The following is a 15027-nucleotide window of genomic DNA, read 5'->3' on the forward strand; positions in this document are numbered from 1 at the left end:
AATTAGCAATTAGCCCTAAAAGGCTGGCTAATGGCTAATCGCTAATGGGAAAAACAATTAGCAATTAGCAATTAGCAATTAGCCCTAAAAGGCTGGCTAATGGCTAATCGCTAATGGGAAAAACAATGAGCAATTAGCAATTAGCAATTAGCCCTAAAAGGCTGGCTAATGGCTAATCGCTAATGGGAAAAACAATTAGCAATTAGCAATTAGCAATTAGCCCTAAAAGACTGGCTAATGGCTAATCGCTAATGAGAAAAACAATTAGCAATTAGCAATTAGCAATTAGCAATTACCAATTAGCAATTACCAAAAAATGGATTTACTGCGAAGTCTGCCGTTGGGACTGTACCTGGAACAACCGATAACTTGGCTGCACAAACTCGATCCGCGAGTCAAGCTAGCTTGGTTAATGAGCTTTTTGTTCGCCCCCATATTGGCAAATCCGATCTGGCGCATCGCCTTAACAGGATTGCTGATTTTAATTACATTAACCGCCGCGATTCCGCTGCGAGTGTGGCGACAGCAAATGGGGTGGTTGCTAACATTAAGCTTTTTGGTGTTTATTTTAAGCGCGATCGCTCCCGACGGACTCGCCGTTAGTTATCAACCCCGCCTCCCTTCTGATGAAATAGCTTTTACTCAGTCAAAAGCAGGGGAGCAGGTGAGCAGGGGAGCAGGTGAGCAGGGGAAAATTACCAATTACCTATTACCCATTACCAATCCCCAACAATACAGCTACATCCTATTCAAACAGGGGCCGATTACCATTACTCGCCGCTCGTTAGATTTGGGAATTCGCGTTAGTACTTTGCTGTTTACCTTAATTTACAGCACCAACCTGTACCTACTCACTACAGCCCCGGAAGAAATAACTGCGGGGATCGAAAGTTTAATGGGACCCCTGCGTTGGTTAAACTGGCCTGTAACCGAAATTGCCCTAACTTTAACCTTGTCGCTGCGGTTTATTCCCCTAGTATTAGAAGAAGTGCAAAATCTAGCGCGTTCAGTATGGACGAGAGCAATTAATTGGAACAAACTCGGCTTGCGTAGGAGTATAAAAGTTTGGTTGCTCGTAGCCGAGCGATTGTTAGAAAATCTATTACTGCGAGCCGAACAAATAGCCAGCGCTATGAAAGTAAGAGGTTTTACCAGTCCTGACGCTCATCGCGTCCAGTGGCATCAGTTGCGCCTGCACCCAGCCGACTGGCTCACTTTAGCCGGATTAGCTTTATTCTGGGGAGCGAGGATACTTTGGGGTAATAGCAGCGGCAGTTTGTGATGGAATTGTTACAACCTTGGTATTGGCGATCGCTTCCCCTGGAAAACCGCACCGGAAGCCAAGTATTCGCCGCCCTCTTTCTCAAAGAAGGTGCTATTGCTACCCTCCTAGAAAGCCCTTCCCCTGTTTGTAAGACAGCAGGTGAGCAAGTGGGCAGGTGGGCAAGTGAGAGCATTGCAGAGCAACAAATCTCTAGCCAATTTCAATTAGCTCGATACTCCATCTGTGCTGGCACACCCCGAATTTTAAACGGCTCGCCAGCCCTATGGACACCATCCCTCGGCAATATTCTCCCCTTTTTGCGTCAGTTGCTGCAAACAGGCAGAGAAACAGAAAATAATACCTGCTCACCTGCCCACCCGCCCACCTGCCCACCTACTCAAAACCTTCCCTTCACAGGCGGTTGGTTGGGTTGGCTGGGTTACGATTTAGCTTGGGAAATCGAACGGTTGCCCAAATTAAAACCCGATCCCCTACCGTTCCCAATTGCTTACTGGTACGAACCCGAATGTTTCGCCGTCCTCGACCATTGGAAGCAAATTCTGTGGCTAGCTGCAACTGAGGAAACACAACTCGATAAACTACAAAGTCAGCTGGAACGGTGTAGTGGGAAAATCAAGGAAAATTTGGTGGGAAATTCTCCTGGGCCCCATTTCTGCACCTCCCAAACCGAATACGAAGACGCCGTCCGCCAAGCAAAAAAATATATTAAAGCGGGGGATATTTTTCAGGCTAATCTTTCAGCCAGGTTTGAAGCCTACACTACCGCCGATAGCTGGGCAATTTATCGCTCGTTGCAACAAATCAATCCTTCTCCATTTGCCAGCTATTGGCAGACACCTTGGGGAGCGGTCATCAGTTGTTCTCCAGAACGACTGGTACAATTGCAAGGACGCACCTGTCAGACAAGACCAATCGCCGGGACGCGATCGCGGGGCGCTACCCCAGAGCAAGACGCCCTCCTGGCGCAAGACTTGCTCGCCAATGTCAAAGAAAGAGCCGAACATATCATGCTCGTTGACTTAGAGCGCAATGACTTGGGGCGTGTTTGCGACTGGGGATCGGTTGTCGTCGATGAATTGCTCACCATCGAACGCTACAGCCACGTCATGCACCTTGTCAGTAATATTACCGGCACTTTGCAGTCGAATTGCGATTCGGTTGACTTGATCCGCGCTCTGTTTCCCGGCGGCACCATCACCGGCTGTCCGAAAGTACGCTGTATGGAAATTATTGAAGAATTAGAACCAGTGCGTCGCAATTTATTCTATGGTTCCTGCGGCTATCTGGATAGGGGGGGTAACATAGACTTAAATATATTCATTCGCACCCTGCTATTTGCGAGTCAGAATAATTCCCCCTCACCCACTCACAATATCGTTTGGGGTCAAGTGGGGGCTGGTATCGTAGCCGATAGCGATCCGGAAAAAGAATGGTTCGAGTCGCTTCACAAAGCTCAGGCACAACTTGCAGCAATTCATCAAGCTCAAAACACAAAATTGTAGGTTGGGTTTGACTATCGTTCAACCCAACCTACAATACCCGAAACCCTATTTTTAGCAAAAATTCTGTAAAACCCTATACTATTTTCCTGGGAAAACGCTACAGATATCTCATGCATACTTTTCTCTCTCGTTCAAATACCCTTGACTTGTCAAGCTGAAGCTGGAATCAAGTTATTATCTGCTGGAATTAAGCTATTATTTGCCCACGCCAAGCCTGAATGAGCGAAACTTACCTGAACCATCCTACCTTTGGCCTGCTTTTCCGGGTCTGCGTAGTTGACGAGAACAAGGAATTGTTCACCACCCTCTATGCCCAACGCTTGTTTTTTTTAGTCACAACTCGAGGTGATGGCATCACTTGCGAACCCATCGGGCGCGCCGATGCCCGCTTTTTGGTAGAAAACCGCCTGCGAGTACTGCGGCGCATGGGTCAATCCCAGGAGTACGATCAGTTAGTGGTGATTCACCAGCGCACGTTCTAATGATCCGATCCCACGAGTCTGACAAGATAGCCTCTCGCATCGCCGCAATCCGCGAACAGATACCTGCATCGGTGAGGTTAATTGCCGTCACCAAGCAGGTGTCGGTGGATGCCATGCGGGAAGCTTATGCAGCCGGGGTACGCGACTTTGGCGAAAGTCGCGTGCAAGAAGCCGCAGCCAAACAATCCCAGCTGTTAGATTTACCCGATATTACCTGGCATCTGATCGGGCATCTGCAAAGCAATAAAGTTAAAAAAGCGCTGGAGCTATTTGAGTGGATTCACTCGATCGATAGTTTAAAGTTAGCCCAGCAATGCGATGCGATCGCGGCACAGATGTCTCTCTCCCCTCAAGTTTGTCTCCAAGTCAAACTGCTTCCCGATCCCAATAAGTACGGCTTTTCCCTTGCCGAATTGCCAGACGCTCTCCCACAACTAGATCGATGTCAGCACCTACAAATCCGAGGGTTAATGACGATTCCTCCCTTAGATTTGAATCCGGCAGAAATCAGCAGCTTGTTTGAACGTACCCGCCAACTCGCCCAAGAAATCCAACAGCAAAATTGGTCGCGCATTCACTTGCAGCACCTCTCGATGGGGATGTCGGATGATTACCCGCTGGCGATCGCACAGGGTGCGACAATGATTCGCTTGGGAAGCATATTATTTGGCGAAAGACCAACATAAAGGATATTTCCCTCACCATCAGCCAAAGCGAGTGTGGCAGCCTCCGAGATTAATCCGGAGAATGAAACAGACGCGGGCGATTTTAATCGCCGTTCCATGGGCGGGGTGGAGGGGTATGGTTGCCCCCCGTGGGGATGTGGTTTTCCCCTTTCACCCATTGCTGGGGTAATGTTAGCCTTGGCCATTGTTATCGGTCGGTACTATCTCAAAAGCACTGTCTTACCCCGAGTAAAACTGTTTAACTCTTGAGTTCTATGAGCTTGCTTGCCTGGCACTCTCATCCCCTGGTAGGAACTTGAACACTTGCCGATAACTTCGTTTCCCCGTTGCACCGGACTCGGGCCCGTCAGCTACCTAAAAAGATGAGGCAGTGAGCCGCCGTCTCTTTAGAGCCTGGTGCTGACCGATAAGCTAGCATCGTACCAAACTCCTCTCTCGCCGCTTACTGAACCAAATTCTAGCTCGCGGCCTATTCAAACCAACTGTCTAAGGTATACTATTGGCTCAGTTAATCGGTTAAAGTCTCAACCACTCGCGATCGCGCCACAGCGTCACGAGTGTCCCATACACCTAAAGTTGTACAAAGTACAACCAGCTGACATTAAGGCTAGCTCTGGTCATCCTTGAGTTTGACCCCGCAAAATTTTGTCAGAGGGACTTGAAAAAAAACTTAAAATCTTCAACTGTCCCTTCTTTTCAGCTAAACCTAAATCCAGTAGTGATGGAGCGCGAACAAAAATGGCTGGCATTTTTAGCAAGTTAAGAGAATTTGTTGGCATTAACGAGCCAGCAGATTACGACTACGACTACGACGACGATGGGGACTCCTACCAAAATCCCTATCAACAACAACAGCAACAACAACAACAACAACAACAACAAGACACTACCCAAGCAAATCCTGAAGAGGAACCCCGCCAACGCCGTCGGATGCGCGAGCGGGTTAATGTAGTAACAGATACAGGAGTAGCAGCCCCTACAATGAATAACGTGATTGGAATGCCCGGAGTTACCACCGCCATCTCGGAAGTATTGGTAATGGAACCGCGCACTTTTGAAGAAATGCCCCAGGCAATTCAAGCTTTGCGGGAACGGAAGTCAGTTGTATTAAACTTGACCATGATGGACCCCGACCAAGCACAACGCGCGGTTGACTTTATCGCTGGTGGCACCTACGCTCTAGACGGTCATCAAGAACGTATCGGCGAGAGCATCTTCCTGTTTACGCCCAGCTGCGTCCAAGTCAGCACCCAAGCTGGTGTCGTCCACGAAGTACCTCAAGCTCAAGTGCGCGCACCCCGTGCCACAACGCCCACTCCCGCTTGGGCAACAGAACCGCGCATGGTTCAGTCAAATTAGCTAGTGGGTAATGGTTAATGGATAATGGGTAATAGGTAGTGGGTGTAACTCTACCTACTACCCCAAGTTGCTAGTTACATCGCTTTTGCACTGGTAATAGTGTTCCCAAGCGTCAGTCCGGGAAACGAGGGTAATGGGTGATTGTAACGATTCCACCGTCAAATAATCCAATTAGCTATTACCTATTACCAATTACCACCAAAGTATATAACTAGCAACTTGAGTTACTACCAAAAAAGAAATGACTATTAAGTTTGGCATCATTGGTGGCGGGGTAATGGCAGAAGCTCTGTTATCCCGCTTAATTCTTCAGGGAATTTATCAACCCCAAGAGGTGATCGTCAGCGAACCCCAACCCTCCCGTCGCGGTTTTTTGGTGCAGCAGTACGGCGTTTACGTGACGGCAGAAAATCAGGAAGTGGCAAGGGCAGTAGCGGCGGAAGTGCTGTTTTTGGCGATTAAGCCCCAGGTGTTCGAGACAGTCGCAACCGAGTTGTCAGCCACTGCCATCATGCCGTCCCTGGTGATTTCGATTTTGGCGGGGGTTCCCTTGAGCAAGTTGGAAGCCGCTTTTCCAACTGTGCCTGCGATCCGCGCCATGCCCAATACCCCGGCAACTGTGGGGGCGGGAATGACGGCAATCGCTCCCGGTAAGCACGTCCAACTCCATCATCTAGAACAGGCTCAGCACCTGTTTAAAGCCGTCGGAGAAGTGGTGGAAGTACCCGAAGCGCTGATGGATGCAGTGACTGGTTTATCGGGTTCTGGGCCGGGTTACGTAGCAATTGTGGTGGAAGCCCTCACCGATGGGGGCGTCGCGGCGGGGTTACCGAGAGCGATCGCATCTCAATTAGCCCTACAAACCGTACTCGGTACCGCTCAATTATTGAAAGATTCCCGAATTCACCCCGCCGAACTCAAAGACCGAGTCACTAGCCCCGGCGGTACTACTATTGCCGGAATTGCCGAGTTAGAGCGTTATGGTTTCCGTTCGGCTTTGATTGAAGCGGTTAAAGCGGCTGCTATTCGCTCCAAAACCCTTGGCAGTTAGCTAAAACAGCAGAATTTATCCAAAATCAAAAACAAGGGCGTCGCTGCATCTTGCCCCTATCAGGCAACGCCGCCCTTCCTTCCCAATCCTAAATTTTCTCTAATCCTTAGTCAGAGAAGTTTTGGGGCTATTAGATATTAAGCTGAGCCTGACTGCATCCGGTATAATTGCCCCACGTAGGTTGGCACTACTGAGGGTTGCATTCGTCAGATTAGCATCAGTCAGATTGGCATGAGTCAGGTTTGCTTCGGTTAAATTCACCCCCGTCAAATTAGCATGAGTCAGATTGGCATAACTCAAATTGGTTCTGGTGAGATTTGCCTTCGTTAAGTTTGCGCCACTCAGATTTGCCCCACTCAGGTTCGTATTCCTCAGGTTTGCTGCTATTAGGTTCAGATTCCTAAAGTCCCTTTGCCCCGCCATGTATCGGCTTAAAAGTTCTTTGATGTTCATAGAGTCCTTGAGGTATATAGAGGGCTACGCCACGTACAAGATCAATTACCAGGGTGCAGGCGGTACGTAAGTACCGGGATTGCCCCAGTAGTCACGAAGTAGGTTTCGATTAACTTCCTATCCTTAAGATGTTGCAACGCTTCAACTAAGAGCGGGTAATTTTTACCAGTGAGGTCAAAGAGTTGACCTCGGTTTTTGTCCCCTTGCTTCAGCGCTTCCAGAATCAGGGTGTCGATAGGCGTTTTAGGGTTTTGGGGATCAATAGCGCGATCGCCTCCTACCCTGCTTGTGCTTAGCCATTGCTTTACGCTTCCGTTTTTCAATCGGCGTTTCAAAGAAACGGTGCTTCTTGATATCGGGGAAAATTCCCGCCTTAGAAACTTCTCGCTTGAATCGACGCAACGTTGACTCAATTCCTTCATTCTCTCCGGGAATTACTTGGGTCATCCTACCTCCTGATTAGTTCACTTACTTAGAAACTTGAGCTACCCCAAGCAAGCCTTTAACAAAAAAGGGCAGACGCCTTGTCTGCCCTCAAGACTTGAAAAGTTAAATCGGTAATCCCACAGCTTAGTAGCGTCGAGAAGATCTATTATTGCCAGACCAGTTACCTCCCGAAGAACCTCTTTCTTCCCGGGGCTTAGCCTTATTTACCTTCAGGTCCCGTCCCATCCACTCAGCACCGTCAAGCGCTTCAATCGCTGCGGCTTCTTCTGCCTCTGTGTCCATTTCTACAAAGGCAAAACCCCGCAAACGACCCGTCTCCCGGTCTGTAGGCAACTGAACGCGCTTAACCTTTCCGTATTCTGCAAAAGTTTGGATCAGGTCTTCCTGGGTTACTGAGTAGGATAAATTACCGACGTAAATTGACATAATATATCTCCAGAATCAGGGGGTGTAGAGGTCTAGATTCGGAGAAACGCTTGTAAAACCGAAAATAATCCTTACCCTGAAATCCTAGCATACCATTAGGGTAAAGAGATTAAATTTCAAAGTTTATGGATGAGATAGAACTCTTAATGCTTTACGCAGCGGGAGAAAGAGATTTTCCAGGTCTAGACCTCAGCTCGGCTAGCTTGGGCCACGCAGACCTCAGTAGTGCCAACCTCACGAGAGCTAAACTCCGCCATGCCAATCTGCGTTGGGCCTCACTCAAACAGACAAACTTGAGCTGGGCAGACTTACGGGGAGCCGATCTCAGTTGGGCCGATCTCGAGGGAGCTGACTTGACTGATGCCAATCTCAAGGGAGCCAAAATGCCCGATGGCACTATTCACGACTAACTTTTGCCCTCGCGCCTCTTTGGTGCAGCAGCTTCTCAACCTTCCACCCTACTCCCGGCTTCACTTATCAAGGTTTTTTAAAATTTTTCATTTATAAGAATATAGAAGGGGTTGCGCTCCCAGGCACCTCTTTGGTATTCTATTTTATAATGGGAATATTTTAAATTTTTTTTAATTTGCACAGATTTCGATTATAAGAGAAGGATACCAAAAAAAAGCGAAAAAGGGAAGAGGAGAAGGAAAAAATTCTGCCGTCACAATAGTGAGAATGGAGGGGGGAGGGAGAAGCAGGGGAGAAATTAAGCGGGTGGTTGGGGATCGGGGGCTAATTTTTGACCGATTTGGGGTTCGGTTCCGGCGAGAAGGCGGGAGATGTTGCTGCGATGACGCCAGATGACGTAAAGACCAGCAGCGATGGCAAACAATTGATAAGGGAGGGGTTGATGGAGGAGAATCATCAGCAGAGAGACAGCGATCGCAGCTGCAATCGAACTGAGAGAGACGATGCGGGAAATTGCCAGGAAGAAGGCGAAAACACCAAAGGTTGCCAAGCCAACTTGCCAACTCATGGCTAGTAAAATGCCCAAACTGGTTGCTACAGATTTTCCGCCTTTAAAATTGAGCCAAATAGGCCAACTATGACCGAATACGGCGGCTAAACCTGCCAAAGCCACTAACCAAGGTAAAGATAACAGCCCGGCGACGGCAAAAGAGAAAGCAAAGTGAGCCAGAGAGATGGCAAGAGCGCCCTTAGCGGCATCGAGCAATAAAACCACAATCGCTGGGCCTTTGCCCAGAGTTCTCAGCACGTTGGTGGCGCCAATAGAACCAGATCCTTGCTCGCGGATATCAATTCCTTTGAGGATGCGCGCGGCTAAATAGCCAGTGGGAAAAGAGCCTAGCAGATAAGCTAAGAGTAACAGCAGAAGGTAAACCAGCCAATCAGACAGGATCATAGAATTGCAGATGGCAGATTGCAGATTTTAGATTGATAAAAATTTTACTCCCTTTTTACTGCAAAATTAACTGTTTCTTATTTTTTTTGTTGACTCGAGGGTTCTATGGGGTTTAAAAAAATATAAATAACGTACAGCGGATTGCCAGTGAGTGAGAACATCACCTTTGATGAGGAAGATGAGGAAGATGGGGAAGTAATTACTTTTTATGAGTTATCTCAATCATCTCGATCATTTTCCTCATTTCCATCATCTCCATCATCTCGATCATTTTCCTCATCTCCATCATCTTTTTGCTTGCCGATATCAATTCATTTAAGGATGCGAGTACCTAAATAGCCAGAGGGAAAAGAGCCTAGCAGATAAGCTACCAGTAACAGCAGAATGTAAACAAGCCAACCAGACAGGATCATATAATTGCAGATGGAACATAGAGCCAAATTTTACTGCTTTCCTAGTCGAATAAATTGCAGATTTCAGATATAATTTTTCAATTTGAAATCTGCAATCTGCAATTCTTCAATTAATAACGCTCGTAGGAATAGCTGGGTGATTGGGGATCGCGAGCAAAAGCGAGCCACAAGGGGAATTGCAGCACGGAAAGACTAATTTGGTCTTCAGTTTCGTCAACGATAACTAGGGGCATATAGCCATCTTTGAGCAACCTGTCTGCTTTGACTGCGAGGGGTTCTGGCGCTTCAAACAAAACGACTCCGCGATCTGGGCTAAAATCGGCGCGAGCAAGTCCGAGACAATCTTGCAAACCTCGTCGCCATTCACCCAAGCGTTCTGGGGAGTTTACCAGAATTAGGGGACGGAGGTCGTCATCGTAGAGAGATCGCAACACTGAAATAATCGACGAAGCCACCAGAATATTTTGCAGGCGACTGCCCATCGACCGCAAGGCCCCCTTACCTCCCTGGGTAAAAAACCAGTAAGCAGCGCGTTCCGCGTGTATCGGTTCAAACGTGCGGCGCAGCTGCCAAGGCGGGCCATAATAATCAGGACGGGTGCGATATTGGTCTAACAGCTTTTGAATTTGGTTCGTTTGTTCCTGAAAACCTTGAGAAGCAAAAGCAGGAGTTGCAGCTGCAACTGAAGGCACAGCTTCTTTAATTACCACAGTTTCTGATGCTAGTTGTTGGGGAACCAGATCGAGTTGTTCGGCTGCGGCGGCTAAATCCTGTAAGCTACCTACCAGATAATCTTTAAAACCCTGGACGCGAATAGCCAAATCTTGCGACACTCCGGCAAAAGTTGTTTTCATTTCATTGCGGATGCGCTCTTGGCGTCGCTCTAATTGTTCTACCGTAATTTGCAGCGTTTGCTTGCGTTGCTCTAATTCGGTTAATGCTTCTTGCACCATGCGTCCCAAAGCGGTTTGGGAAGAGCTAATTTGATCTAAAAGCGTCTTTTTAGTAGCTTGTAGGGCAGCGATTTCCTGTTGTAGTTGTTGTTCAATGCGCTGTAACTCGGCTACCCGTTGGTACAAGCGATCGCCTTGCTCGCTGGGGAGATCCGACCGTTCTGAGGTATCAGATCCTGCAACAGATAGTTTTGTTTCTGGATTTAGCGGTTGTGCTTGGATTTGGGATTCGTCTGAATTCATCTAACAACTAACAAATAACAACTAATAGTTATAACAGCAGGAGCGGATTAAACAGACATGCTTATTTAGTTTAACCCGCGCCTGCCGCAATCGGAGTGGATCGGACAATTTACCTGACACGCCTAAATCTTGGGACAGCGTTGTTCCAGGCAGGCTTGCAGCATTTTAGGATCGAAGACAATGGGCAGAAAGTGGATGCTGTTGACTTCTTTAAAGTAAAACAAGATGGGGACACTAGGCCAGAAAATGCGCCAGTTTTGCCATTCTTGGTAGGGAAAGCGCCGGATTAATCCATCGGAACGGTAGACATCTAAGGCGCTTTCTGTAAATCTGAGGCGGATAGTAGCTGTTTGGAACAACAGGAATAGTCCGAACAGCGCGATCGCCAGACTCACCCAAACTTGTACCAGCAGCAGCGGTATCGCGGCAAGTACTAAGACGATGGGTATCGTGTAACTGGGAGCCAATTCTACAGTTTGTCCTGCTTGTGGATAAGTCGTTGTAGTCACTGTTGTTTATTCCCCGATCCTTACGCACCAATTATATTGTCACCTATCCGGCGCGCTTGTTGCTTCTTGGGAGGGAGAAAGAAGGCTATAATAATTGCCGCCCCGTGGATCTGCGGGGTAGTGACACAGGGTCTTGTTGGGAAAAATCTTGACAATGCAATTCGCTTACCCGTCGGTGGATGCCGGAAGTTGTGATTCAAGTGTAAATTAAGTAATGGCTCATGGAAAAATAATTTCACCAATTAGCAATTACCAATTAGCAATTAGCAATTAGCAATGAACGCACTAGAAGCATACGACCTCAGAAAGAGTTACCGCCGAGGGAAACAAATTGTGTCAGCGGTGCGCGGCGTTTCTTTAAGCATCGCGCCTGGGGAAGTTTTGGCTTTCCTTGGTCCCAACGGTGCGGGTAAAACGACGACAATTAAAATGATGGCGGGATTGATTAAACCGGATGCAGGGATGGTGAGAATTGCCGGAAGCGATCCGCACCGTAACCCAGCAGCACTGCAAAAGTTGGGCGCTGTGTTAGAAGGAAACCGCAATGTTTATTGGCGTCTGACTCCCGAGGAAAATTTGGAATATTTTGGCGTGTTGAAAGGACTGACAGCCAAACAAGCACGCCAGCGGGGGACGATACTTTTAGAACGATTTGGTTTAGTTTCTAAACGCAAAGCTCAGGTGCAGAATCTGTCGCGGGGGATGCAGCAAAAGCTGGCGATCGCAGTCGCTTTAGTCCACCAACCGCAATTACTTTTGCTAGACGAACCTACGTTAGGACTCGACGTAGAAGCAACGGAAAATGTCAAAGTTTTGGTCAGAGAAATCGCCGCTGAAGGTTGCGCGATTTTGCTGACAACGCACCAATTAAATATTGCCGAATTACTTTCAGACCGAGTGGCGATTATCCAAAAAGGCGAAATTGTCGCCGAATCAACAACGCGCGACTTAATTCGCCAATTTTCCGGTAATGCCTACAAAATAGAGACGGAAGTTTTACTCGACCCCGAACGCATGGCAGAATTAGAAACAATAGGTGCTGAGATTAAAGATAGAAAAATTATCTACATCAACGAGCAAGAATTGCTTTATAAAGTCCTAGAAATTCTCAAACCCATTCCCCTGCGTCGCGTCGAAAAAGATGAAGCCGATTTGACGCAAATATTTTTAAAGCTAGTGCGATCAAGTCAAAATGGGAATGGGTAATAGGTAATTGGTAATGGGTAATTGGTGATTGGTGATATAATGAAAGCGAGCGTCAATTATTAAGTATTAAGCTGCTCCGCATTTAAATCGAATAAAGAGACAGGCAAGATGCCCATCCCACAAGAATATCCGAAAAATTGACTGTCAAATTAGATGCGTAGCAGCTTAGCAATTAGCAATTAGCAATTAGCAATTAGCAAGCATATGTTTGAATTATTCCTAGCTGAATTGAGGCGCGCTTGGATTCAATTTCGGCGCTATCCCTTTGAATCGATTGGTGGAATTATCATCACCACGACTTTTTTTTATGGCCTTTTTTTGAGCGCAAAATACATGGCGGGGCCATCTTTACAGTTTGGCGATCGCTTAGATTCCATCGTCATCGGTTATGTCTTGTGGACGTTGATGATTTTCATCTTGGCTGATATTTCTGGCGAATTGCAACAAGAAGCATCAACGGGGACTTTAGAACAGTTATTTTTATCCAGTTTCGGTGCAACAAAAGTCTTCTTGATGCGGACGTTGGCTAATTTATCGTTTCAGATAATTCTCACTTTCGGCATTCTATTAATCATTATGGGACTGACCGGAAGTCGCCTCTATTTTCCACCAGCGTTGCTTTTCCCCCTAGTGACGGTTGTCCTGGGTGCGTATGGAATTGCTTTTACAATGGGGTCGATTGCTTTATTGTTCAAGCGCATCCAGCGACTGTTGGGAATTATTCAGTTTTTACTGTTGTTTTTGATTGCAACTCCCGTGGAAACTTGGACGGGACCATTAAAAGTTTTGGGAGAATTATTGCCGATAACTCCCGGTGCGGGATTGTTGCGTGCTTTGATGGCGCGGGGTGAAAGTTTGGATTTGATGAAATTAGGAATTGCTTTTATTAATGGGGTAGTTTATTTTGCAATTGGTTTGGTGGTTTTTCGGGTTGCAGAAAGGGAGGCGAAGCGGCGGGGAATATTGGGTGGATATTAGAAGAGAAATCGAGAAACCGGGTTTCTGTGTAATACTCGCATCCTATTCATTATTCCCTTTATACCTAACGACTAAAGTCGCGGCTATACAAACAAAGACCGCCTGCGCGGTCTGTAAGAATTAGGGGGGTGGTTAACCAATCTATGATTTCAAAGCGAAGATTAGGCTATACAAACAAAGACCGCCTGCGCGGTCTGTAAGAATTAGGGGGGTGGTTAACCAATCTATGATTTCAAAGCGAAGATTAGGCTACACAAACAAAGACCGCCTGCGCGGTCTGTAAGAATTAGGGGGGTGGTTAACCAATCTATGATTTCAAAGCGAAGATTAGTGAGAGAAGCCCGGTTTCTTTGCTTGTCGGAGCGGGTTTATTGCTGATTTTGGTTCAGTCCATCCAACATATGAGATGGCCCCAAATCTGTCAACTGATAACCGTTAGGATAAGAACGCTGGGGATAATCTGTTAAAAAACCTGGCTGTTTTCTGGGTGGAAATAGACGCAAGAATTTTCCTCGCATTTTTAGACTGGTTTCTGCTATCCAAGTTAAAAATTGGGGCGGATGGGGAAAACCAAAAGCGTCTCGCATTCTTTCATCCAGCATGGCATAAACGGAGGGTTTAAGTACGGGACGCAGAAAGCTGGGAAACCAACTTAAAAACAGGTCGCGAGTCGATTCGCCGACGCGACGGTTGGTATCGGAATAGTGGAAATGTTCGCGTTCGTATTGGAGGTTATATTGCTCGAATTCTGCGTAGGTTTCGGGGATATTTTGAATTTGCATTCTCACTCCTACTTCGCGCCAAAAATAAAAGTTGGCTAAGCGTTCTTGTTCGCAAGTTTGCCGCCATCCAAAGCGATATGCCGACCGCACGCTTCGCGAACGCACCAACGGATGGGTTCGTAAACAAATGTGGAAAGTACGTACAAGAAATCGGCGTTAGAAATATTAAATCTACCGTGCATATAGTTCATCCGCCGAATCGCTTCTTTTCCGCGATCGCTATCATATCCCGACTTCATGATTTCCGCCATTATCAGTGCAGTATCGTCGTAGCGTTTCTGTGCGCGGTAGCGAAATTCTCCCGTTTTATCTAGCAATGCTGAAATACTGGGGACGCAATAGGTGCGAAACAGCGCAATTTCAAGCGAACGAGTAATATCCCAAGGAAATTCGTATCCGCTGAATATATGCACAATCTGACAACAATCCGTTAGCGGATCGAGTTGCTGAATGCGGCGGAGATTTTCGTATCGACTCATAAATTAGCTTGGTTTATTGTTGGCATTGATCGTAGATGGGGCGGGCGAGGACGCCCACCCCACAAGAGCAAAAACTGGATTTTGCTTGTGGGATGGGCATCTTGCCCGTCCCACAGGTTGGCATTGATCGTAGATGGGGCGGGCGAGGACGCCCACCCCACAAGAGCAAAAACTGCATTTTTCTTGTGGGATGGGCATCTTGCCCGTCCCACAGGTTGGCATTGATCGTAGATGGGGCGGGCGAGGACGCCCACCCCACAAGAGCAAAAACTGGATTTTGCTTGTGGGATGGGCATCTTGCCCGTCCCACAGGTTGGCATTGATCGTAGATGGGGCGGGCGAGGACGCCCACCCCACAAGAGCAAAAACTGGATTTTGCTTGTGGGATGGGCATCTTGCCCGTCCCA

Annotated in this window: 18 protein-coding genes; 9 read left to right on the forward strand and 9 right to left on the reverse strand. The window is 47.4% G+C overall.

Annotated elements, in window-relative coordinates; genetic code table 11:
* Positions 1–316 precede the first annotated feature (316 nt).
* The 6 genes from MiSe_RS41795 to proC all read left to right on the forward strand — a co-directional run bounded on the left by MiSe_RS41795 (position 317) and on the right by proC (position 6365).
* Positions 317–1282 (forward strand): energy-coupling factor transporter transmembrane component T family protein, encoded by a 966-nt coding sequence (locus MiSe_RS41795; protein ID WP_226591951.1) that lies wholly within the window; start codon positions 317–319, stop codon positions 1280–1282.
* Positions 1282–2787: an anthranilate synthase component I gene (locus MiSe_RS41800; RefSeq protein ID WP_226591985.1), complete on the forward strand. Its 1506-nt coding sequence runs from the start codon at positions 1282–1284 to the stop codon at positions 2785–2787. Before MiSe_RS41795 ends, MiSe_RS41800 begins: the two co-directional genes overlap by 1 nt.
* Before the next feature lie 218 nt (positions 2788–3005).
* On the forward strand, positions 3006–3269 hold the full coding sequence (gene pipX / locus MiSe_RS41805; RefSeq protein ID WP_226591953.1) for a transcriptional coactivator PipX: 264 nt from the start codon (positions 3006–3008) through the stop codon (positions 3267–3269).
* Positions 3269–3955 (forward strand): YggS family pyridoxal phosphate-dependent enzyme, encoded by a 687-nt coding sequence (locus MiSe_RS41810; RefSeq protein WP_226591955.1) that lies wholly within the window; start codon positions 3269–3271, stop codon positions 3953–3955. Before pipX ends, MiSe_RS41810 begins: the two co-directional genes overlap by 1 nt.
* Positions 3956–4693: 738 nt before the next feature.
* Complete coding sequence (locus MiSe_RS41815; protein ID WP_226591957.1) at positions 4694–5314, forward strand: cell division protein SepF; 621 nt, start codon at positions 4694–4696, stop codon at positions 5312–5314.
* Between the two features lie 241 nt (positions 5315–5555).
* Positions 5556–6365, forward strand: coding sequence for a pyrroline-5-carboxylate reductase (proC, locus tag MiSe_RS41820; protein ID WP_226591959.1), 810 nt, complete (start codon positions 5556–5558; stop codon positions 6363–6365).
* A 99-nt stretch (positions 6366–6464) separates the two neighbouring features.
* Here the strand turns inward: proC and MiSe_RS41825 are convergent, their stop codons facing one another.
* The 3 genes from MiSe_RS41825 to rbp all read right to left on the reverse strand — a co-directional run bounded on the left by MiSe_RS41825 (position 6465) and on the right by rbp (position 7691).
* Positions 6465–6818 carry a pentapeptide repeat-containing protein gene (locus MiSe_RS41825; protein WP_226591961.1) on the reverse strand — a complete coding sequence of 118 codons (354 nt, stop codon included), beginning with the start codon at positions 6816–6818 and terminating at the stop codon, positions 6465–6467.
* A 258-nt stretch (positions 6819–7076) separates the two neighbouring features.
* Entirely contained in the window at positions 7077–7265 is a 189-nt protein-coding gene (rpsU, locus tag MiSe_RS41830) for a 30S ribosomal protein S21 (protein ID WP_226591963.1), read from the reverse strand.
* Between the two features lie 123 nt (positions 7266–7388).
* Positions 7389–7691 carry an RNA-binding regulator gene (gene rbp, locus MiSe_RS41835; protein WP_226591965.1) on the reverse strand — a complete coding sequence of 101 codons (303 nt, stop codon included), beginning with the start codon at positions 7689–7691 and terminating at the stop codon, positions 7389–7391.
* 125 nt (positions 7692–7816) lie between these two features.
* Here rbp and MiSe_RS41840 point away from each other — a divergent pair, with 125 nt between their 5' ends.
* Positions 7817–8101, forward strand: coding sequence for a pentapeptide repeat-containing protein (locus MiSe_RS41840; RefSeq protein WP_226591967.1), 285 nt, complete (start codon positions 7817–7819; stop codon positions 8099–8101).
* A 299-nt stretch (positions 8102–8400) separates the two neighbouring features.
* Here the strand turns inward: MiSe_RS41840 and plsY are convergent, their stop codons facing one another.
* From plsY to MiSe_RS41855, 3 genes are all read right to left on the reverse strand, one after another.
* Positions 8401–9057: a glycerol-3-phosphate 1-O-acyltransferase PlsY gene (gene plsY, locus MiSe_RS41845; RefSeq protein WP_226591969.1), complete on the reverse strand. Its 657-nt coding sequence runs from the start codon at positions 9055–9057 to the stop codon at positions 8401–8403.
* A gap of 523 nt (positions 9058–9580) precedes the next feature.
* Positions 9581–10666, reverse strand: coding sequence for a DUF3086 domain-containing protein (locus MiSe_RS41850; protein ID WP_226591971.1), 1086 nt, complete (start codon positions 10664–10666; stop codon positions 9581–9583).
* Positions 10667–10788: 122 nt separating this feature from the next.
* Positions 10789–11175, reverse strand: a complete 387-nt coding sequence (locus tag MiSe_RS41855; protein WP_226591973.1) for a DUF3119 family protein — start codon at positions 11173–11175, stop codon at positions 10789–10791.
* Positions 11176–11451: 276 nt separating this feature from the next.
* Here MiSe_RS41855 and MiSe_RS41860 point away from each other — a divergent pair, with 276 nt between their 5' ends.
* Both MiSe_RS41860 and MiSe_RS41865 read left to right on the forward strand, forming a co-directional pair.
* Positions 11452–12381, forward strand: a complete 930-nt coding sequence (locus tag MiSe_RS41860) for an ABC transporter ATP-binding protein (protein ID WP_226591974.1) — start codon at positions 11452–11454, stop codon at positions 12379–12381.
* 204 nt (positions 12382–12585) lie between these two features.
* Positions 12586–13359, forward strand: coding sequence for an ABC transporter permease (locus MiSe_RS41865; protein ID WP_226591976.1), 774 nt, complete (start codon positions 12586–12588; stop codon positions 13357–13359).
* Positions 13360–13727: 368 nt separating this feature from the next.
* On the opposite strand, the gene MiSe_RS41870 is transcribed toward MiSe_RS41865, so the two are convergent.
* The 3 genes from MiSe_RS41870 to MiSe_RS41880 all read right to left on the reverse strand — a co-directional run.
* Positions 13728–14246, reverse strand: a complete 519-nt coding sequence (locus MiSe_RS41870; RefSeq protein WP_226591979.1) for an oxygenase MpaB family protein — start codon at positions 14244–14246, stop codon at positions 13728–13730.
* Positions 14177–14620, reverse strand: coding sequence for a hypothetical protein (locus MiSe_RS41875; protein WP_226591981.1), 444 nt, complete (start codon positions 14618–14620; stop codon positions 14177–14179). Before MiSe_RS41875 ends, MiSe_RS41870 begins: the two co-directional genes overlap by 70 nt.
* A 13-nt stretch (positions 14621–14633) precedes the next feature.
* Positions 14634–15027, reverse strand: a 394-nt coding sequence (locus MiSe_RS41880) for a hypothetical protein (protein ID WP_226591983.1), incomplete at its 5' end; no start/stop codon positions are given.

It is taken from the genome of Microseira wollei NIES-4236, from assembly GCF_020521235.1.
Classification (GTDB): Bacteria; Cyanobacteriota; Cyanobacteriia; order Cyanobacteriales; family Aerosakkonemataceae; genus Microseira; species Microseira wollei.